Below are 21,932 nucleotides of genomic sequence, written 5' to 3'. Positions count from 1 at the left end.
ACGGATGGAATGTTCGCAGCAGCTGCTGAAGCAGTTGCAAGCATGGTAGACACAAGTCAGCCAGGAGCACCTATTTTGCCAGAGGTTGAAGAGTTACGTAATATCTCGGAAATGGTTGCAATTGAAGTAGCGAAAGTTGCCGTTGCAGAAGGTGTTGCTAGAGAGAACTTAAGTGATAACGATATTAAGATTGTAGTGAAAGAAGCAATCTGGGAACCAGAGTATCGCCAAATAAAAGCGGTAGAAAAGGTTAGAATATAGAAATAAAGCCCGTTTATAAAAATAAGCGGGCTTTCACTTTTATTACCGAAAAAAGTATAGGAAGTGGCACCTTTGAATTGGAATCAATTATGGAAGAAAGATATATCCCTTTTAATTATATTAATGGTTGTTGTTCCGATTGCTGGAGAGCTTAATTTTCATCCTTTTAACGATACGTTTCGCGTTAGCTTTGGGACACCGCTTTTCTTCTTTTTATTATTATTTTTAAGAAGAATACCAGCAGCGGCTGCAGGTATTCTTGTCGGTATATGTGTCGTTTTATTCCGTGTATGCCTTGATTGGATCATGCAAGGTTCATTTCATATGACGGAATCATTTTATTTGCGCTATCCTGTGTTCTTTTATTATTTTATTTATGGAAGTCTTTTTTCACTTTGTAGGGTGAATAAGTTTCATCAGAAACCAATCGTTATTGGGTGCCTTGGAATTACAATTGAAATTATCGCAAGTATGTCAGAACTTGCGATTTATCATATGGTAGTACTCGGTACAACAATAACAGTTTCTGAAGTGAATAAATTAATTATTATTGCTATTTTTCGTAGTTTCTTTGCACTTGGCTTTTTAAATATGATGATTTTATATGAAACGAAATTAAAAGAGTCACAAGTCCGAAAAGAAAATGAAAAAATGTTCATGCACCTTTCAAATTTATATGTAGAATCTGTTCACTTGAAAAAAACGTTACAAAATGCAGAATTGATTACACAAGAAGCATATCAACTATATCGAAATTTACAGACAGACGATGATTCCAGTAGTAAAACAGCATTGAAAATAGCAGGAGAAGTGCACGAAATAAAAAAGGATAATCAAAGGATTTTTGCAGGATTATCTAAACTGTTATTAGATAAAAATGTGACTGAGTATGTAGAAGGACATGAGCTTACAGAAATGATCGTAAGAATAAATGAGAAATATGCTGAAATGCTAGGGAAAGATATACGTTTTTCAAAACATATAGAAGGTGAACACGCTGCATATCACGTGTATACAGTGCTATCAATCTTTAATAACTTAGTTGCCAATGCAGTGGAAGCAATTGAAGATAGAGGTCTCATTCGTATTAAGTTATATAAACGAGAGCAACATGTAATCTTTGAAGTAATTGACGATGGCCCTGGTATTGCACAAAAGTATAAGAAATTAGTATTTAAGCCAGGGTTTACTTCCAAGTATGATCAAACAGGAACACCGTCAACAGGTATTGGACTTTCTTACATACACGAAATGGTAACAGAGCTCGGCGGAGAAGTAAGGTTAGAAGACAATGAAACTGAAAAAGGGTGTAAGTTTATCGTTTGTTTACCGGAGTGCAGTTTAAAGCGGGAAGGGGAATAGGTTTGTTTTATTATATTGTAGATGATGATGAAGTTTTCCGTTCAATGCTTTCGCAAATTATTGAGGATGGCGATCTTGGGGAAGTAATTGGAGAATCGGAAGATGGAGCGTTTATTGAAGCAGAACAGCTAAATTATAAAAAAGTAGATATTTTATTTATTGATTTACTAATGCCGATGAGAGACGGCATTGAAACAGTTCGTCATATAGCGTCTTCATTTACTGGGAAAATTATTATGATTTCCCAAGTTGAATCGAAACAGCTCATTGGTGAGGCGTATACACTTGGTGTGGAATATTATATTACAAAACCACTAAATAAAATAGAAGTAGTATCTGTTGTACGAAAAGTGATGGAGCGTATTCGTTTGGAACGTTCTATACATGACATTCAAAAATCATTAAATAATGTGTTTCAGTGGGAAAAGCCGCCAATGCGTAGTGAAACAGTACAAGAAGGAAAAAAGATATCAGATTCAGGACGCTTCTTACTAGCAGAGCTTGGTATTGCGGGAGAGAACGGAAGTAAAGATTTACTTAGTATGCTGGAATATTTATACGGACAAGAAAAGGCGCAAACATTTGAATTTGGCTTTCCTGCGTTAAAAGATACTTTTCACTATATTACGATAAAAAAATTAGGGGATGAAGCTTTACATACGGATATTGATAAAGAGAAAAAAGCATCTGAACAAAGAGTGCGCAGAGCAATTTATCAATCATTGAATCATTTAGCCTCCCTCGGACTAACAGACTTTTCAAATCCAAAATTTGAAAGCTATGCTCCGAAGTTTTTTGATTTCACTGTAGTTAGAAAACGGATGACAGAAATGACAAAGGATGAAGTAGCAACTTCTGGCCATATACGAATTAATACGAAAAAATTTATTCAAGTGTTATATTTTGAGGCGAAACGGTTGATGGAGATAGAGTGAAGAAGGTGCTTATAAATAAGCATCTTTTTTTGTTCAATCAATATTTTATATTTTCTCGTAGAGCATGTAAAATGTTAAGTAAGAGAAAATGGTTTTACATTAAGGAAGTGTCAAAACAATGAGTTTTACATTAAATAAATCGATTATAAAAGAAGTATGCGGAGAGACCTCATATAAAAGAGGCGAAGCTTATTATAAAGCAAATAAAGTAATCGTGAATCATTATGATGAAACGAAAGAAATTTGTGAGGCGACGGTAAAAGGGAATGAGGATTTTCATGTTACAGTAGAAAAAGCTAAAAAAGGTGATGTAGTTGCGAGATGTAGTTGTCCTTCATTAGCGTCTTTTCAAACGTATTGTCAACATGTTGCAGCCGTACTAATACAAATAAATTATAACCAGCAAACGGGCGGCATGTCCGAAAATATGAGCGGAAATGATCAATTAACGAGCGGGATGTTTCAGTTGTTTGCAGACAAACCACTTAGGCCAAAAAGTAAACAACACCGTTTTGATACACGTGAAATATTAGATGTGGCTTTTATATGTTCACCAGTGGATACGAAAAGTGGTGGGGCCCTTCTTGGAATTCAGTTAAAACTTGCGCAAACATATTTTATAAAGCATATTAGAGAATTTCTTTCTAAAGTGGAGAAAAGAGAGACTTTTCATTGTTCTAATGAATTTACATACACACCAGATGTACATAGCTTCAGGCAAGAAACAGATGCGGTTATTCAGAAGCTTATTAAAATGTATCATAATGAAAAAATGTATGAAGATGCGTTAGAAGTACATGCGAAACAAGATGAAAGTATGATATTCATACCGCCAGCTTCGTGGAAAGATATGCTCTCTTCACTTTCTAAAGTTGAGTATGTACAGCTGAAACAAAATGAACAACAGTTTCAGGGCTTACAAATTTCAAACGGTTTATTGCCATTACATTTTGAGTTTACGAAAGGAAATAATGGTGGATTCACACTTCATATAGACGGCCTAAATCGTGTTCAAGTGATGGAAATGTATAACAACGCTCTTTACGATGGGAAATTATATCATTTACCTATGGAAGATTGTATGCGACTTATTGAATTGCAAAAGATGATGAGTCGCTCAAATAGCAATCAGTTTTATATTCCTGAAAGTAAGATGGAACATTTTGTAGCGAAAGTTGTGCCAGGATTAATGAAACTGGGAACCGTACGCATTGATGAAGTAATATCAGATCGTGTTGAAACGCCGTCGCTAAAAGCAAAACTGTATTTAGATCGAGTGAAAAATCGTTTGTTAGCAGGTCTTGAATTTCATTATGGAAACGTCATGATCAATCCGTTAGAAGAAGACGGACAGCCGTCTGTTTTTAATCGTGATGAGAAAAAGGAAAAAGAGATTTTAGACATTATGAGTGAAAGTGCCTTCGCGAAAACAGAAGGTGGTTACTTTATGCATAATGAAGAGGCTGAGTATAACTTTTTATATCACGTCGTTCCGTCGTTAAAAGGCTTAGTTGATATTTATGCGACGACAGCAATTAAATTACGTATTCATAAAGGGGATACAGCACCACTTATTAGAGTGAGAAGAAAAGAAAGAATTGATTGGTTATCATTTCGTTTTGATATAAAAGGAATACCGGAAGCAGAAATTAAAGGTGTATTAGTGGCTCTGGAAGAGAAACGCAAATATTACCGATTAGCGAATGGTTCTTTATTATCACTAGAGAGCAAAGAATTTAATGAAATTAATCAGTTTGTAAAAGAATCGGGTATTCGGAAAGAGTTTTTACACGGAGAAGAAGTGAACGTTCCGCTTATCCGGAGTGTAAAATGGATGAACGGATTTCACGAAGGTAATGTTTTAAGTTTAGATGAGTCTGTTCAAGATTTAGTAGAAAGCATTCAAAATCCGAAAAAATTAAAGTTTACAGTGCCGCAAACTTTAAATGCTGTAATGAGAGAGTATCAAGTATACGGATTTGAGTGGATGAAAACACTCGCCTATTACCGTTTTGGTGGTATTTTAGCAGATGATATGGGACTTGGAAAAACGCTGCAAAGTATTGCTTACATAGATTCTGTGTTGCCTGAAATTCGCGAAAAGAAACTACCTATATTAGTCGTTTCACCGTCCTCTCTCGTTTACAATTGGTTTAGTGAATTGAAAAAATTCGCCCCGCATATTAGAGCGGTTATTGCAGATGGAAATCAAACAGAGCGGCGAAAAATATTAAAAGACATAGTGGAATTTGATGTCGTAATTACGTCATATCCATTACTGAGAAGAGATATAAGATCGTATGCGAGGCCGTTTCATACACTGTTTCTTGATGAAGCACAGGCGTTTAAAAATCCTACAACCCAAACTGCAAAAGCAGTGAAAACAATTCAAGCTGAATTTCGTTTCGGGCTAACGGGAACGCCAGTAGAAAATTCATTAGAAGAGCTATGGTCTATCTTCCATGTTGTATTTCCGGAATTATTACCAGGAAGAAAAGAATTCGGTGATTTAAGGCGCGAAGATATAGCGAAGCGCGTAAAACCTTTCGTATTAAGACGATTAAAAGAAGACGTATTACAGGAGCTTCCAGATAAAATAGAGCACTTACAGTCATCGGAGTTATTACCAGATCAAAAGAGACTTTATGCTGCTTATTTAGCGAAATTAAGGGAAGAAACGTTAAAACATTTAGATAAAGATACGTTACGTAAAAATAAAATTAGAATTTTAGCTGGCTTAACAAGACTGCGCCAAATCTGTAATCATCCGGCTTTATTCGTTGATGATTATAAGGGTAGTTCAGCTAAATTTGAACAACTATTAGAGATACTAGAGGAATGCAGAAGTACTGGTAAGAGAATTTTAATCTTTTCTCAATTTACGAAGATGCTGTCTATTATTGGTCGTGAGTTAAATCGTCAAGCGATTCCATACTTTTATTTAGACGGGAGTACACCATCACAAGAACGTGTAGAGCTATGTAATCGGTTTAACGAGGGGGAAGGGAATCTATTTCTCATTTCTTTAAAAGCTGGTGGTACGGGTCTTAACTTAACGGGTGCCGATACGGTTATATTATACGATTTATGGTGGAATCCAGCTGTTGAACAACAAGCAGCTGATAGAGCATATCGAATGGGACAAAAAAATACAGTACAAGTTATAAAATTAGTAGCCCACGGAACAATTGAGGAAAAAATGCATGAACTGCAAGAGAGTAAGAAAAATTTAATCGCTGAAGTGATTGAGCCAGGAGAAGAGAAATTATCATCAATCACGGAGGAAGAAATACGAGATATTTTAATGATTTAATATAAAAAGCTATGCTTTCACATGTATGAGAGCATAGCTTTTTTAGTGTAATAATTATAATTTGTTTTGAACAAAGTAAAGAGATAATACAGAATTTATTTTTTAGTCCCTTTACTTTTATATGGCTTGGCAGCTGCCTTTTTCTTTGCACTTGATTGCCAACGATTCCATCCTTTACTTCCTGTACCTTGCCCTACACCTTTTTTCGGTTTTGCTTTCGTTTTACTCATATGATCACTCCGTTATATAAAAATCTTATTTGATAATAGTCAATGATTTAGAACATACTCTTTATAAATGACTATGATTGCTTTAAGTAAAAATAAACTGCTTGAATGTTATAGTATAACACGAATTTGCAAGTAAACTGAAAGGAATTACAAAGAAAATGAAAATAATACGAAATACTGCGGATTCTATATTTCGAACGATTACATTACTTGTTGTGTATATGTTAGTTTCGGTTAGTGAAACGTTTTTTGGATTGACAAGACAAAAGAAGTGAAGACGTTATATTGAAAACAATCAATAAAGCCGTAAAATAAAGAATTGAAAAATATTTTTAAAATTTTGTTGACTTTCTTTATTTTTTGTATAGAATAATCATTAATAAAATGTTTCAGAGATGTGACAACAAAACGACTATGAAAGGACGAGTAGTAGTAGGAAGTAGTTTAAGCGAGTCAGGGGTGGTGTGAGCCTGATACGAAGCCTATTATGAAGAACCTCCTGGAGTTGCTAACCGAAATCCTTTACAGGAAAGTAGACTTAGCCGGGAACTTCGCCGTTACAAGAAGAACAGTATCGAGATATTTCATCTCCGTATTGTATAAGTGAGCAACCTCTGTTGCTAATTTGGGTGGTACCGCGGAACCAAAGTCTTTCGTCCCAGTTTTTTGGGAAAGAAGGGCTTTTTTTGTTGGCTTCTTTTCACAACATCCAAACATTTTAGGAGGAAACCACCATGTATCAATCATTAATGACAGTAAGAGAGACTCAAATCGCAATTAAGGAAGTTAAAACATTTTTCGAGGATCAATTAGCAAAACGCCTTGAACTATTCCGCGTATCTGCACCATTATTCGTAACGAAAAAATCAGGATTAAACGATCATTTAAACGGTGTAGAACGTCCAATTGAATTTGATATGTTACATTCAGGAGAAGAATTAGAAATTGTTCACTCACTAGCGAAGTGGAAAAGATTCGCATTACATGAATACGGATATGAAGCTGGTGAAGGTTTATATACAAACATGAACGCGATACGTCGTGATGAAGAACTTGATGCAACACATTCCATTTACGTTGACCAATGGGATTGGGAAAAAATCGTTCAAAAAGAATGGCGTACTGTAGATTACTTGCAAGAAACAGTACAAACAATTTATGGAATATTCAAAGATTTAGAAGACCACTTATTTGAAAAGTATCCGTTCCTTGGAAAGTATTTACCAGAAGAAATTGTTTTCATCACTTCCCAAGAACTAGAAGATAAATATCCAGAATTAACACCGAAAGATCGTGAACATGCAATTGCGAAAGAACACGGTGCAGTCTTCATTATCGGAATTGGTGATGCACTTCGTTCAGGTGAAAAGCATGATGGACGCGCAGCTGATTATGATGATTGGAAATTAAACGGTGACATTTTATTCTGGCACCCAGTATTACAATCTTCATTCGAATTATCATCAATGGGAATTCGTGTTGATAGTAAATCACTTGATGAGCAGTTAACGAAAACAGGTGAAGACTTCAAACGTGAGTACGATTTCCATAAAGGTATTTTAGAAGACGTACTACCGTTAACAATTGGCGGTGGTATTGGACAATCAAGAATGTGCATGTACTTCTTACGTAAAGCACATATTGGTGAAGTTCAATCTTCTGTATGGCCTGACGATTTACGTGAAGCTTGCAAGAAAGAAAACATTCATCTGTTTTAATAGAAGGGAGAGAGAATAACTCAAAGAGTTATTCTCTCTTTTTCATTGTGTAAACGAATGGTTTACAGTGAGTTTTACTAATGGTTTCTTTCTTTTTTGGATCCTTTTATGTAATAATTTGTTAAAGGAGGGGACGTTATGAGCTTAGGACAACAACTTAAAAGATTACGAGAGTCAAAAGGGTTTTCACAGGAAGATGTTGCTAAGAAAATTGGTGTAACGCGGCAAGCGGTATATAAGTGGGAAAATGATAAAAGTTGCCCTGATATTGAAAATTTGATCTTATTGAGTGAAATGTATAATGTTACGCTCGATGAGCTAATAAAAGGGAACCAAAATTTAAAAGAGAAAATACATATTGATGAAGATTTTGAGAAAGAGAATGAATTTGGTTTCTACATTGGATGTGGTTTGCTAATTGTGAGTGCTTTCCTTGATTATGAAGGAATGCAAGAGATTTTATTAGGAATTGCACTATTCATGATGGTTTTTTACTCTGACGTGAAGAAAGTTATTTTGAATGAGTTCAGATCATTTTTTAAAAGAAAAGATATATATGATAAGAAGTGAGAAGAGTCCGTTATATTTCCTAGGAAAGAGTATAACAAGTAATTGAATTGTTTTATAATGATTTCGGGATGTTGATAGTATGTTAAAAAGCTCAAACAAGTATAACCCCGTTCTAAAGCTAGGACGGGGTTCAAAATCTAAGTTTTATTAAGCGTAAAGTTCTTTCAAGTATTTTTACTTCGGCAAAGACTTCATATAAAACATTACTTATTTGTTACCGAGTTCTTCCGCCAAACCGATTAAAATACCTTCGGTTCCACGAATGTAGCAGAGTCGATATGAGTCCTCGTACTGAACTACTTCGCCAACGAGCTGAGCACCATGCTTTGTAAGTCTCGATACCATTTCGTCAATGTCTTCAACGGTGAACATGACGCGCAAATAACCGAGGGCATTTACAGGAGCTGTCCGGTGATCTGCTATAGTAGGTGGGGTGAGAAATCGCGAAAGTTCAATTCGGCTATGGCCATCTGGCGTAACCATCATAGCAATCTCTACGCGCTGAGAACCGAGTCCTGTTACGCGACCAGCCCATTCACCTTCGACAGTAGCTCGCCCTTCGAGTTTTAGTCCAATCTCCTCGAAGAAAGAGATTGCGTTATCAAGGGATTCTACAACGATGCTGACATTGTCCATTCTTAGTAATCTGTTGTTTGCCATAGTCTTTATCTCCTTATATGTATAATTTTATTAGTTAATTCTCCTCATAATTATACTAAAATCTCTTCTAAACAAAAAACACCTTGTCACAGTGTAGGAAAATGTGACAAGGTGTTTTCGGGTATAGTATAAAACATTTTGTTAACGAACAACACTTTTTAAACCCTCTACTATTGAAATATGCGCGAACTTTATTTCGAGAATGCTATCATTTTAAGAATTCAATAATGTAGTTTCTATTCGATAATATAACTTCGACTTGCCCGCAAAATATTCCGACCCTATTGCTATTAATATAGGAAGGAAATAGATTTATATAATTTATTTTAAGTTTTACTGGTGGAAATTAACTCATCTGCACTAAAGGCTCAATTTTTGCCATAAATGATTGATGTAGCGCCTCGACACCTGTTACTAAATGAAGGCGGTCAATAACGACAGACACTTTAATTTCTGATGTACTTACCATTTTAATATGAATATTTTCTTCTTTTAAAGTAGTGAACATATTCGCAGCAACACCAGGATTAGAGACCATACCAGATCCTACAATTGATACTTTTGCTAAATGATTTTCATATTCTACAGATTCATAGTGAAGTGTTTCTTGATTTTGTTCTAATACCTCTAATGTTTCTTTTAAATCATTAGAATGGATTGAGAAGGAGAGGTGAACAGTTCCTTCATTTGTAATACTTTGGATGATGATATCTACATTAATATGTGCCGCTGCTAATGTAGAGAAAACTGTTGAAAGTGCACCTTGTTCCAATCCTTTCATTGTGACGCGTGTAATATTATCTTCAAATGCAATACCTTTAACGATTGATTGTTGTTCCATGTTACATTCTCCTTTTACAATTGTTCCGTTTTCTTGTTCCATACTTGAGCGAACTTCTAACATGACATTATGATTTTTAGCAAACTCAACAGCACGCGGGTGTAATACACCAGCACCGAGGTTTGCTAGTTCTAGCATTTCGTCATAAGAAATTTCATCTATTTTATAAGCATCTTTTACAACTCGTGGGTCCGTCGTATATACACCGGTCACATCCGTGTAAATATCACATTTTTTTGCTTTCAGTGCAGCAGCTAATGCAACAGCAGTTGTATCAGAACCACCACGTCCAAGCGTTGTAATTTCATGTTCTTTACTGGCTCCTTGGAAGCCAGCTACAATAACAATCGTACCTTCAGTAAGATAAGATTGAATTCGATCTGTATGAATGTCAGTAATCCGTGCACTACTATGTACAGATTCTGTCGTAATACCAGCTTGCCATCCTGTTAATGAAATCGCGTTATAACCTTTTGCTTGTAGTGCCATCGTTAATAATGAAATAGTAACTTGCTCTCCTGTTGATAGAAGCATATCCATTTCGCGTTTACTCGGATTTTCTGAAATCGCGTCAGCAAGTGCTACGAGTTCATCTGTGCTTTTTCCCATTGCTGAAACGACAGAGACGATGCTATGTCCTCGTTCATATTCTTCAATAATTAAATTTGCTACATGTTGAATGCGCTCAACGCTTCCAACAGAAGTGCCACCAAATTTTTGTACAATCGTTTCCATTACGAATTCCTTCTTTCATCCATTTTTAAGAATAGATTAGGACATATATAGATCCCAATATTCTGTAGTTACCAGAGAAAAAACAAAAAACACCATCTCAAATAAGTGAGGATGGTGCTGTTACAGGAAAAGGGAAACAGAAAACGGAGCTAATAAAAAAACCGCCAAAAAAGGAATACCATAAAAATGATATCTCTTTTTTGTAGATAGCTCTTCATACATACACGTCTGTACATATGACAGTTCTGTTTCTATTCGAAAACAGCCCCAATCGATAAATGCAGAGAAATGTATCGATTTCGGCAATACTTCCTTTCATCTAATTTCATAGACATCTCTGTGTCTCCATTAGAATACTCATAAGTATCGCAACCTCTATCTCACGTTTTAGGCGAGAGTGTTTGATTTATGAAGTTGTTGGTAACATTTGTTTTATAATAATTTAAATTTTTCGGGGAATCAAGTGTTTTATATATATTTTAAAAATTATTTCTATTTCTGAGAAAGTTTGTGAAAAATGTAGCAAAATAAATTCATTGCATGTACATTAAAATTATAGTGCATTGGAGGTGGAAGAATGAAGGGGAAAAAGCCTATTTATGTTTCGGCAGAAATGAACACAACAATGGAGAAATTATGGGAATACACGCAAGAACCACATATACATACAGAATGGGATGCTCGCTTTACTGAAATTTCATATTTAGAGAAAAAAGAAGGAGAACCACAGAAGTTTTTATATAAAACAAAGATCGGATTTGGACTTGAAATAGCTGGGGAAGGAGAATCGATAGGTGAAATAAGAAAAGAAACGGGAGAACGTATTTCTTCTTTAAAATTTTGGACGGATAATAGATTATCTCTTATTCAAACAGGGCGTGGTTATTGGAAGTATACCCCTCGTAAAGAACACATTCATTTTGAGACGCAATATGATTATGATACGAGGTTTGGTCGTATAGGGAACGTAATAGATTTTTATATGTTTCGGCCGTTATTAGGCTGGGCGACTGCTTGGAGCTTTGATGCTTTAAAATTATGGTTAGAAAAGGGATTGCACCCTAGGTTACTAATTAGAAGAACAATGACATATTGGCTCGTATGTTTTTTATTTGCTTTTGTATGGATATATCAAGGAATAGTGCCGAAACTAATGTTTACCCATTCAGAAGAAGTAAAGATGTTATCTGTGATAATTGGTTCAACGGAACATAGTATTTTTGTACTTAAAATAATTGGATTACTAGAAATTATTTTTGGTGTCCTATGGCTGTTGCCATTTCCAAAACGAAAAGTATTTATCGTACATATTTTTATGTTAATAGCCTTAACGATAGCGGCAGGGCTTACGAATATTGCAAGCTTTACAGAGCCGTTTAATCCAATTACATTAAACGTTCTACTCATGGGATTATCAATTGTCGGTTATATAAATAGCGCGAATTTGCCAAGTGCAAAAAAATGCAAGAGGAAGAGAAAGGGATAATGTATGGTTAATATGTATGAAAGACTATTAGGGGATTCTTATAAAAAGCTTCATCCAAAATTACAGAAACGCTATGAAATTACAGAAGAAAATAGTTTTACTGGAGAAGGAAAGATGGATGAGATTTATGGTGGTTCTTTTTTCGTAAAATTCATATTAAAAATTGCATCAAAGTTCCGTATGTTTTTCTCTGAGCGGGGGAAGGAAGTGCCATTTACAATACATAATACCGCTGAGCGGGATGAACATGGACATGAACTTGTGCGGTGGAATCGTACTTTTTATTTTCACAATAAGAAAAGATATTTTAACGCCGTTATGCAGTTGGATGAAGAGAATAATGAAATTGTAGATTGTTTTGGTGAACCACACATACTTGTTTCTACATTGAATTTTCATATTGATGAGGTGGGGGCAATGCATATTTCCTCAAAGAAACAATGGTTTTACATGTTTGGCAGAAAAGTCCCGTTACCTAGATTCTTATACGGAGAGGCCAACATTGTAGAAAGTTATGATGAAACACGACAATGCTTTCGAATTCATGTACAAGTACGCAATCCGTTAATCGGTTCATTATTTTCATATAAGGGAACATTTGTGGAGAGGAAATAAATGATATGAAAAATATAATAGTTGGGCTTGCTTGTTATATTGTTTTTCTAATATGTGAGTGGACAAATGTAAACCCAGTTGAAGCAATTATTTTATTATCTATTTTGTTATTTATACCGATGTCATTTTGCATTCTTGATAAAAAGACAAGAAGTGGATCATATGTATCCTTTTATAAACTAGTATCGCTTTTATATCCAATCGCAGCAATTAGTGCAATGTTAGCTTTCGTAACAAATCACTATTTCTTTGCATTACTTTGGTTTGTATATACAGGAATCGTTGCGTTATTCGGTGTAAGTAGAGTGCTAGAAAGAGGATGGAAACCGTTAGAGGAGACAGCTATCGATAGTGCGTTTATGTATTTGTTTTTAGGTGGTTTCTGGTTTTTTGCTTCTGTAGCAAAGCTTTCCATTATGCACTTTAGTTCCGACATTGTTTTGCTTACAGCTGCACACTTTCATTATTCGGCATTTCTATTGCCGTTATCAGCTGGTTTAATTGGGAGGAAAAGAGAAAAGAGAAGTAAAGTATATGATGCTATTATGTTTGTCATCGTCATTTCACCTATGACAGTTGCAATAGGGATTACGTACTCAAGGATATTTGAATTTTTTGCAGTGTTCCTATATTTATGCGCGATTTATGGTTATGGGATGTATGTTTGGCGCACGAAATTTAATGATATTAGTGCAAAGATTCTCCTAATCATATCGTCTAGCACACTCATGGTAACAATTATGTTTTCACTTATATATTCGTATGGGAATTTGAAACATGTAATGACGATTACAATTGCTCAAATGGTTTGGATTCACGGTGTTGTCAATGGAATTGGAGTAGCGTTACCAGCATTTGTCGGCTGGTTGATTGAAAAGAGTGCTCCAAATTATAAATATTACGGGAAACCAATGAGTAGGTTAAGAGGAAATGTGACAGTTGGAGAAGCATTTTTACATAACAGAAATTTAATAGATAGCAAGGAATACAAAGGTTTAGTTGATAATATGAACGATTTTCATAGTGAGGGATTTGACATGGCAAAGATTCCTTTAAGTATTACTCGTTTTTATGAAAATACAAAAGAGTATGAGTTACAATCGCATATTAAGTGGGCTCGTTGGTTTCGTCCAGTTGCATTTTGCTATGAGAAAATGAGTAAGTGTGTAGGACAAATACATTTAGGAATGGGCGGTAAGTGGGAAACGATGCATGGCTCTATCGTTGGGATAATAGATGAGAAAGATGGAAGGGAGAATGTAAGGGCTTGGCTAAGAAAAAATGAAGCAGGAGAATCTATTTTTGTAGCTCTTTACTCAAAGCATACATATATGAACGAGACATATATGAATATTACATTACCTTTACCATATTCGAATATGACAGGGATTTTGAAATTATGTAATAAGAGTAATGATTTAATCATTACTAGTAAGCTGAGAAGCAATGGTAAGGGAGATGAGGGGATTTATTTGCATACTCGTTTCTTTACAATACGTTTACCGTTAGCAGAGACTTTTATTATAAAAGAGCGCACGGATCATATACTAGAAGCTAATCATAGAATGTGGATATTTGGAGTTAAGTTTTTAGAAATTGATTATGAAATTAAGAAAATAGAGGAGAAGTAAGAAAAGCTTGGAGAGATTCCAAGCTTTTTTACGTATGCGTAATTGTCATAGCAACTTGTTTATCTAAGTCTCGGTCCCAAACACGTTGAATTTCAAACGTACCTTTTTCAAAAAATAATGGGAATCTCTCTTTAAACCAATCTTGCATAGGAAGATTTAATGCTGTATCAATTGGCACCCATAATAATTCGCCCTCAGGAGGATTCATAAGAAGTTCACCTTCAAATGAGTCTGTCCAATAATTAAATACCATATATCGAACGTTTTCTTTCGGATTTACGTATTCATCTAATCCCTTAAAAGTTAAATTTGAAACAAGTAATCCAGTTTCTTCTTTTACTTCTCGTTTAGTAGCGTGAACGATACTTTCTGGGAAATTTACTTTTCCGCCAGGAGCGATGTAACCAGGGAATCCTAGATGATCGGGGCGCTGTATTAGCAATACTTCGTTATTCCGCTGAATCATACACATTGTATACATACGGTGTTCTATATCTTTCCAATTGTTGCTCATATGAATCTCTCCTCTTATAAAACCGTATAGTTTTTAATTATAGTTAAATATGACAAAAAATACAATAATAATACAAAATTATACAAATTACAATTGACTATTACTAATTTTCAGAACTATAATGAGTCTGTTACATAAAAACATTGTACTTGAGAGGGGAATATATTCTATGAAAAATAGAATAATCGCAGCAGGATTAATCGCAGCTAGTATATTATCTTATTCATCTAGTAGTTTCGCACAAACAAAAAAATTTCCAGATGTCATAGCTAAACATTGGGCAGAAGATTCTATTTACTATTTAGTAGAGAAAGGTGCAGTTACAGGTAACGATAAAGGAATGTTCGAGCCTGGAAAAGAAATCACTCGTGCCGAAGCAGCTACAATGATGGCTAAAATCTTAAACTTACCAATCGATAAAAATGCTAAACCATCTTTCGGTGATTCTCAAAACGATTGGTACACTCCATTCATCGCAGCTGTAGAAAAAGCTGGTGTTGTTAAAGGGAAAGGCCCAGGCGTCTTTGACCCAACTGGGAAAATTGACCGAGTTTCAATGGCCTCTCTTCTTGTAGAAGCTTACAAATTAGATTCTAAAGTAAATGGTACTCCAGCAACTAAATTCAAAGATTTAGAAACATTAAATTGGGGTAAAGAAAAAGCGAACATCCTAGTTGAATTAGGTATCTCTCTTGGTACTGGTGAGAAGTGGGAGCCTAAGAAAACTGTAACGAAAGCAGAAGCAGCACAGTTTATTGCAAAGGCTGATTCACTTAAAATAGGCAATCCTTTAGTAGAACAGATGATTATTATTGATCCAGGTCATGGAGGAACAGATCCTGGGAAAGCAACACAAGGATTACATGAGAGTGATATTGTATTAGATACATCTAAAAGATTACAAAGTTTAATAGAGAAACATACTCCATTCCGTGTGATGTTAACACGTGAAACAGATATTCGTCTTGGTGAAAAACAAGGAGAAGACCTTAAAAATCGTGTGGATTTCGCGAAAGAACATAATGGAGATATTTTTGTAAGTATCCATGCAAATGCTTCTCAAAAACATGATGGACATGGCACAGAAACTTTTTATTATAAAGGATCTGAAAAGAAAGAATTAACTGAGCGTGAAAAAGATAGTTATATGTTAGCTGATAAAATACAAAAGCGATTAGTTAAAGCTCTAGATACAAGAGATCGTGGTGTGAAACCAGAAGACTTTTATGTACTAAGAGAAAATGAGATGCCAGCAGTACTAACGGAGCTAGCATTTTTAGATAACAGCGCGGATTATGAGAAGTTAGCTTCAGAATCTGGAAGACAAATAGCTGCTGAGGCAATTTATGCGGGTATTTTAGATTATTATGAGTGGAAAGGTTTTGATGTTTCAAAATCTCGTTTAACGAAATAACAATGTTGATTGTTAAGTCCATCGTCTATATAGAGGTGGGCTTTTTATGTAAGTTTTTGTAATTTTATATCGAAATAGAAAGATATATCGTATTATGCTGATTATGAATAAAATAATGGTAGATTAGTTTATTTTTATCACGTATACTTTTACTGTTGACTAATTAAGAGTTTGTTAGTTTAATAGGGAAAATTATACGATAAAGGGAGGCAAGTTAACACGGTATAAGCATATAGAAAACGTGTTAAACAATTTATGAAAAAAGTTATTTCTAATGTGTTAGCAGTGACAGTCGCACTTCAAGTAGTACTGGCTCCAGCAACTTCGTTTGCATCTATAAAAGAATTTCCAGACGTTCCGAAAAATCATTGGGCACTTGAAGCGATTACTGATTTAACGTCAAAAGGGGTTATTGCAGGTTACGATAATGGTAAATTTGGCTTTGGAGATGTTGTAACTCGTGAGCAAGTAGCAGCATTAATGTATCGCGCATTAAAACCAGAATTAAAAAGCGATTATAAAAATCCATACTCTGATATTAGCGCAGGAACGACGATGTTCCCAAAAGAAATTTTGGCATTAACAGATATGGGGATTTTCATAGGTGATGGTAAAGGGACGTTTAGACCGAAAGAATCATTAACTCGTGCTGAAATGTCTGTTATTTTGCAAAGAGCATTTAAATTAGAAGTAAAAGCACCACATACATTTAATGATATAGATGCAACACACTGGTGGGCAAAAGAAGCAATTAGTGCATTGCAATCCAATGGTGTATCGGTAGGAAATGGACTTGGAGGATTTGATCCATCAGGTATATTAACACGTGAAAGCTATGCGCAATTATTATATAAAGCGATGAAAATTAAAAATGATGTTCCTGTTGAACAGCCATCGTATATTAATCTAGACGTAACTTTGCCATCTAACGTAACGGCACTAGAGATTGATAATTTTATTAAAAAATCTCATTCGGATAGTCCACTTATTGGAACTGGTAAAGATTTTATTCAAGCACAAAATGAGTATGGTGTGAGCGCACTATATTTAGCTGCACATGCAATCTTAGAATCAGCGTACGGTAAATCAGAAATTGCATATCGTAAACATAATTTATTTGGCTTAAGAGCATATGACCGTGACCCATTTGCATATGCAAAATATTTACCGTCATACAAGGAAAGTATTTCTTACAATGCTGATTATGTAAGGAAGAACTACTTAGAAGAAGGTGCTAATCATTTTAATGGTTACACATTACCTGCTATGAATGAAAAGTATGCAACAGATAAAGAATGGGCTGGCAAAATCGCTAATATTATGGAGCGTATTAAACCGTTTAACAAGAAAGATTATGAAAATGTAAAACGATTACCGAAAAATCCTAATACATTAAATGTAGAGGCATTAGGAAAAGACATCCCATATAAAGATTATGCAAAAGATGCAACGGCTACGGTTCAATTAGTAGGTTCTTACTATCAAGTGCCATATCCATTTGGTTATACAATTAAGAGTGTACCAAATATTACACAAAATGAAGTTGGAAAATTAGAAAATGGTAAGAAAGTAACTGTATATCGTGAAGATCCAAACGGTTGGGTAGAATTTTCATTTGAAAATACTCAAGAAAAATATTGGACATTGAAGAAGAACTTAAAATTATAATATAAAAAAAGGTGTTTTCATTTATGAAAACACCTTTTTTATTTTTACCAATAATTTAACAGTTTCATATATAATTATAAGTATTAAAGATTGAATTTTCTGTTTTATATTTAGTGTTAACTTAATTTGAAAAGAGGAGAGAAGTATGCAAGGAGAAATACGAACAGAGAAACATGTAAGTTATGTCGGTAAATTGTTATTGCCAGTTAAAGCGTCACCACATTTTAAATTTTTATGGATTGGGCAATTACTTTCGACTTTAGGCAGTTCGATAACGATGGTTATTTTGCCAGTCGTTGTGTATTCATTAACTGGTTCAACAGTTGTAATGGGAATGACTATGGCAATGTATATGCTTCCTAATATTCTTGCGTTACCGTTTGCTGGATTAGTAGTAGATCGAATTGATCGAGTGAAATTAATGTTATTTACAGATATAATTCGCTGTATATTAATGCTTTTACTTGCGACACTTATATTTATGGACGTTTTAACAATTCCACTTCTATACGCACTCGTAGCATTATATGGGCTTATGGAAGGGATATTTCAGCCAGCATATGCGGCTGTAAGGGCGAAAGTATTTGTACCGGAAATTCGAAATGCAGCTAATGCATTAACGCAAATGAGTAATCAAGGTATACGACTAATTGGACCGGCTCTTGGAGGATTGATTGTGTCAGTTGCATCTGCTGGAATAGGATTTGGACTGGATGCAGTAACATATTTGCTATCATTTTTATGTTTAATATTTTTAAGAGAAATAAAGTTTAAAAAAGTAAAATCCATTGAAAAGAGACAAATCGATTACAAACAAGAGTTTATGGAAGGTGTTTTCGTTTTAAAAAATCATCCGTGGCTATGGATTACAATTTTAGTTTTTTCTTTCATCAATATTTGTTATGCAGGAATTATCGTCGTATTAATTCCATGGTTATTTAATGTTCATCATCATTTTGAAGCATACGTGTATGGATTAGGAATGGCATCTTCTGGTGTTGGAGCTGTAATTGCCGCGCTAATATTTGGCGGGAGGGAACGGTGGCATAAGCGGGGATTACTTGCCTATGGTGGTGTATTAATAAGTGGTTGTGCGCTTTTAATAATGCCGTTTATTGCTTGGGCACCTGCATTAATTGGATTAATGGCAATTGAAGGGTTCGGTATGATGATATTTGGACTCATTTGGGAAACAAGTTTACAAGAGCTTGTGCCAGAAGAAGCATTTGGAAGAGTGGCAAGCCTTGATATGCTAGGTTCATTTGCTTTATTGCCACTAGGTTATGTGGTTGTAGGATGGTTAGCTACTGTCATAGGTGGTGAGATAACGATTATAACACTAGCTATATTAGTACTTGTAACAATTGGAGTAGTATTATGTGTACCAAGTATTCGACGATTTGATTGATGATATAAGGGGAAGGAGAATAACTTATATGATTATAGAAAACTTGAACGATGTAGTAGTAAAGGAATTGGACAGCCAATACACTTTGCAGGAAAAGGTCTTTGAAGCAAAAAATTTCACAGTCTATATTGCTACCCATAGAGAAAATAAGCTAGCATATAACCAACTAGTATTAATAAAACATTTTTGTAACGAAAAGCCTTCCGTACATATTTGGCATAAGAAAATTAGCACCGATGCAACAAAACTGGATATCACAAAAGAAGTGACAGAAGCAATTCAATCTGGTTTTGTAAATGAAGAGTAAGCCCGAATCAAATTAGGGCTTACTCTTCATTAAATACAAATGTTTGTTTCATTTGTTTCCCTTCATTTACCGGATGACCGTTGTAAGAGAAATTCTTTTCTTCCCAAGTGATGACGACTTTGAAATTGTGGCTGTTAAAATCTAAAGGGAATACGATGTAGTCAAAGCTCGTCTGATTTTTTGAAACGTTGCTATTTAGCAAAGTAGGATTAAAAGTAGCTTTAGAGGTAGGGGTGTTATCAACTATTTCTACAGCTACGTTTGACACATCATTGCCGATGTTTTTTACGAGTAAGCGATATGTATCGTATACACCTTGTTTTGGCTGCACTGCTTGCTTGTTTGCGTTATGGGATTTATCAATTTCGATATACCACTGTTTTGACTTTGATGCAATTGGTAGTGATTGAAATGTGTATGCACTAGCTTGTATTGGTAGTGTTAAACAGATTAGTGCGAAGAGAGAAAATATTTTTCGTTTCATTTTTAGAGAGCTCCCATTCTGTAACGGATTTATTTATTATTATTTTCTTTTTGTGAAAGGGTATACCATATAATGTAAGAGTTTGTTTTGTGAATATCGGATTAGGAGTCATTACCTTAGTTGTTACGCTTATACTTAGTGTTAGTACAGCTTTTTCCCAACAAGAAAGCCGATCGCCTTTAGGCATAGAATGAAAGGGAAGCTGGATCCGGAATGCTACTAAAAATCGTAAGGTCCGTGGTAATTTAAGTATCCAAAGTATAGGTAGTTTCTTCAGGTTTTTTGTTTAATTTTTCCGAAATAAATGATTATAGAAGAGTGTTTCAAAGTATTGGTTGAAGGGATATGTAACGAGCTTGATATGGTTAGTATCGCAATGTTATGTGATACTAATCGCGTTCATTTGTTTTTAAGTACACGGACAATCACTCCTTAGCCCTGCGAATATAATGAGAAAATAAAATGAGTGACATCAAAATGTTTGAGAGTAGAATGCCCTCATTAGAACGTTAAATAGTATATTCAATATATTTAGGGGATTAGAGGAAAAAGCTGTGTAGAGGCCATACTACACAGCTTTTTTCGTACGTCTGACTTTAGGATAACCAATTAAGCTTGTTTAATTGTTACGTATACGTACTTCTGTATCACTATCAAAAAAATGTGCTTTTGTTAAACTAAAGGCTACTGAAAGCTTATCGCCAGCTTTCAGTTCTGATCGAGCATTAATTCGTGCGACAAAACTTTGATTTTCAAGTTTTCCATGTATCATAGTCTCAGCACCTAATAATTCAGCAACTTCAATATTAATTTCGACAGTTGAATCGGGAGAAGATTGAAGGACAATTGGTTCATCGTGAATGTCTTCTGGACGAATACCGAGTATAAGTGTTTTTTGGTTGTATCCCTTTTTCTGCAATTTTTTTAATTGTCCTTCTGGTACTTTAAAACGAATGTTTTCTATATGAAAATAGTTATCTTTTAATGTTCCAGTAAAAAAATTCATGGCCGGAGAACCAATGAATCCGCCAACAAAAACATTCTCAGGAGTATCATAGACTTCTTTTGGTGTACCAACTTGTTGGATGATACCATCTTTCATCACAACAAGGCGTGATGCCATTGTCATTGCTTCCGTTTGGTCATGTGTTACATATATAGTAGTTGTGTTTAAACGACGATGAAGCTTAGAAATTTCTGAACGCATACTTACACGTAATTTAGCATCTAAATTGGATAGAGGCTCGTCCATTAAGAATACTTTTGCGTCACGAACGATAGCTCTTCCTAATGCAACACGCTGTCGCTGCCCACCCGATAATGCTTTTGGTTTTCGCTTTAAATAATCTTCAAGACCTAATATTTTTGCCGCCTCAGTTACGCGATGATTAATTTCATCTTTTGGTAGTTTTCGTAATTTTAAACCAAACGCCATATTATCGTAAACAGACATATGTGGGTATAGTGCATAATTTTGAAATACCATTGCAATGTCACGATCTTTTGGAGCGACATCATTCATAAGTTTACCATCAATATAAAATGAGCCATTAGAAATATCTTCTAAACCTGCAATCATACGTAGAGTAGTTGATTTTCCACAACCAGAAGGACCAACAAATACAATAAATTCTTTATCTTGAATATGTAAATTAAAATCAGAAACAGCAGTTGTTTTATTATCATATAATTTGAAAATATGATCTAATACGAGTTCGGCCATTATACATCACCCCTATTTTTATAATTAACTGAATTATAAGGTTTATTGATTGTAAGG

At 34.8% G+C, this 21,932-nt stretch carries 19 protein-coding genes, 1 riboswitch and 1 other annotated feature; of the genes, 13 read left to right on the top strand and 6 right to left on the bottom strand.

The features are described from left to right. The 4 genes from RBB48_RS20890 to RBB48_RS20875 all read left to right on the top strand — a co-directional run. Positions 1-261: malic enzyme-like NAD(P)-binding protein (locus RBB48_RS20890; protein ID WP_306008015.1), on the top strand; the 261-nt coding region annotated here is incomplete at its 5' end. A gap of 63 nt (positions 262-324) precedes the next feature. Further along, positions 325-1,623, top strand: a complete 1,299-nt coding sequence (locus RBB48_RS20885; protein ID WP_079998372.1) for a sensor histidine kinase — start codon at positions 325-327, stop codon at positions 1,621-1,623. Positions 1,624-1,625: 2 nt separating this feature from the next. Further along, complete coding sequence (locus RBB48_RS20880; RefSeq protein ID WP_306008014.1) at positions 1,626-2,558, top strand: response regulator; 933 nt, start codon at positions 1,626-1,628, stop codon at positions 2,556-2,558. Between the two features lie 118 nt (positions 2,559-2,676). Beyond that, positions 2,677-5,871, top strand: a complete 3,195-nt coding sequence (locus RBB48_RS20875) for a DEAD/DEAH box helicase (RefSeq protein WP_088062961.1) — start codon at positions 2,677-2,679, stop codon at positions 5,869-5,871. Positions 5,872-5,966: 95 nt separating this feature from the next. Here RBB48_RS20875 and RBB48_RS20870 read toward each other — a convergent pair whose 3' ends face one another. Next, the gene (locus RBB48_RS20870) at positions 5,967-6,101 is read right to left on the bottom strand and encodes a DUF3934 domain-containing protein (RefSeq protein ID WP_000047588.1); all 135 of its coding nucleotides are present in this window, start codon (positions 6,099-6,101) and stop codon (positions 5,967-5,969) included. 405 nt (positions 6,102-6,506) lie between these two features. After that, positions 6,507-6,765, top strand: a binding site (T-box leader). Positions 6,766-6,835: 70 nt separating this feature from the next. On the opposite strand from RBB48_RS20870, the gene asnA reads away from it, so the two are divergent. Both asnA and RBB48_RS20860 read left to right on the top strand, forming a co-directional pair. Further along, on the top strand, positions 6,836-7,819 hold the full coding sequence (gene asnA, locus RBB48_RS20865) for an aspartate--ammonia ligase (protein WP_000284898.1): 984 nt from the start codon (positions 6,836-6,838) through the stop codon (positions 7,817-7,819). A gap of 138 nt (positions 7,820-7,957) precedes the next feature. Next, complete coding sequence (locus RBB48_RS20860) at positions 7,958-8,389, top strand: helix-turn-helix domain-containing protein (protein WP_097889342.1); 432 nt, start codon at positions 7,958-7,960, stop codon at positions 8,387-8,389. 207 nt (positions 8,390-8,596) lie between these two features. Here RBB48_RS20860 and RBB48_RS20855 read toward each other — a convergent pair whose 3' ends face one another. Continuing rightward, positions 8,597-9,049, bottom strand: a complete 453-nt coding sequence (locus tag RBB48_RS20855; protein ID WP_087983092.1) for a VOC family protein — start codon at positions 9,047-9,049, stop codon at positions 8,597-8,599. A gap of 346 nt (positions 9,050-9,395) precedes the next feature. Then, a complete protein-coding gene (locus RBB48_RS20850) occupies positions 9,396-10,625 on the bottom strand; it encodes an aspartate kinase (RefSeq protein ID WP_098856631.1) in 1,230 nt (409 codons plus the stop codon). Between the two features lie 199 nt (positions 10,626-10,824). Next, positions 10,825-11,011: riboswitch (Lysine riboswitch) on the bottom strand. Positions 11,012-11,202: 191 nt separating this feature from the next. Here RBB48_RS20850 and RBB48_RS20845 point away from each other — a divergent pair. Genes RBB48_RS20845 through RBB48_RS20835 form a run of 3 tightly spaced genes read left to right on the top strand, consistent with a single transcriptional unit; the run spans position 11,203 to position 14,357 of the window. Next, a complete protein-coding gene (locus tag RBB48_RS20845) occupies positions 11,203-12,111 on the top strand; it encodes a DoxX-like family protein (RefSeq protein WP_098856633.1) in 909 nt (302 codons plus the stop codon). A gap of 3 nt (positions 12,112-12,114) precedes the next feature. Next, positions 12,115-12,726 (top strand): DUF4166 domain-containing protein, encoded by a 612-nt coding sequence (locus RBB48_RS20840; RefSeq protein WP_098856634.1) that lies wholly within the window; start codon positions 12,115-12,117, stop codon positions 12,724-12,726. 5 nt (positions 12,727-12,731) lie between these two features. Continuing rightward, positions 12,732-14,357, top strand: a complete 1,626-nt coding sequence (locus RBB48_RS20835) for a YndJ family protein (protein ID WP_306008013.1) — start codon at positions 12,732-12,734, stop codon at positions 14,355-14,357. Between the two features lie 28 nt (positions 14,358-14,385). On the opposite strand, the gene RBB48_RS20830 is transcribed toward RBB48_RS20835, so the two are convergent. Then, positions 14,386-14,871: an 8-oxo-dGTP diphosphatase gene (locus tag RBB48_RS20830; protein ID WP_306008012.1), complete on the bottom strand. Its 486-nt coding sequence runs from the start codon at positions 14,869-14,871 to the stop codon at positions 14,386-14,388. Between the two features lie 169 nt (positions 14,872-15,040). On the opposite strand from RBB48_RS20830, the gene RBB48_RS20825 reads away from it, so the two are divergent. From RBB48_RS20825 to RBB48_RS20810, 4 genes are all read left to right on the top strand, one after another. Continuing rightward, the gene (locus tag RBB48_RS20825; RefSeq protein WP_088062968.1) at positions 15,041-16,285 is read left to right on the top strand and encodes an N-acetylmuramoyl-L-alanine amidase; all 1,245 of its coding nucleotides are present in this window, start codon (positions 15,041-15,043) and stop codon (positions 16,283-16,285) included. 255 nt (positions 16,286-16,540) lie between these two features. Then, positions 16,541-17,953 carry an S-layer homology domain-containing protein gene (locus RBB48_RS20820; RefSeq protein ID WP_306008011.1) on the top strand — a complete coding sequence of 471 codons (1,413 nt, stop codon included), beginning with the start codon at positions 16,541-16,543 and terminating at the stop codon, positions 17,951-17,953. Positions 17,954-18,098: 145 nt separating this feature from the next. Continuing rightward, complete coding sequence (locus RBB48_RS20815) at positions 18,099-19,361, top strand: MFS transporter (RefSeq protein WP_097889350.1); 1,263 nt, start codon at positions 18,099-18,101, stop codon at positions 19,359-19,361. A 28-nt stretch (positions 19,362-19,389) separates the two neighbouring features. Next, positions 19,390-19,668, top strand: a complete 279-nt coding sequence (locus RBB48_RS20810; RefSeq protein ID WP_088608706.1) for a hypothetical protein — start codon at positions 19,390-19,392, stop codon at positions 19,666-19,668. Between the two features lie 19 nt (positions 19,669-19,687). Here the strand turns inward: RBB48_RS20810 and RBB48_RS20805 are convergent, their stop codons facing one another. Both RBB48_RS20805 and RBB48_RS20800 read right to left on the bottom strand, forming a co-directional pair. Further along, entirely contained in the window at positions 19,688-20,152 is a 465-nt protein-coding gene (locus tag RBB48_RS20805; protein ID WP_088608705.1) for a hypothetical protein, read from the bottom strand. A gap of 619 nt (positions 20,153-20,771) precedes the next feature. After that, the gene (locus tag RBB48_RS20800) at positions 20,772-21,875 is read right to left on the bottom strand and encodes an ABC transporter ATP-binding protein (RefSeq protein WP_000829430.1); all 1,104 of its coding nucleotides are present in this window, start codon (positions 21,873-21,875) and stop codon (positions 20,772-20,774) included. Positions 21,876-21,932: the final 57 nt, after the last annotated feature.

It is taken from the genome of Bacillus sp. MMSF_3353 (genome assembly GCF_030733445.1).
Classification (GTDB): domain Bacteria; phylum Bacillota; class Bacilli; order Bacillales; family Bacillaceae_G; genus Bacillus_A; species Bacillus_A wiedmannii.
The sequence above is the reverse complement of the archived record's forward strand: the minus strand, read 5'-3'. Positions and strand labels throughout refer to the sequence as shown.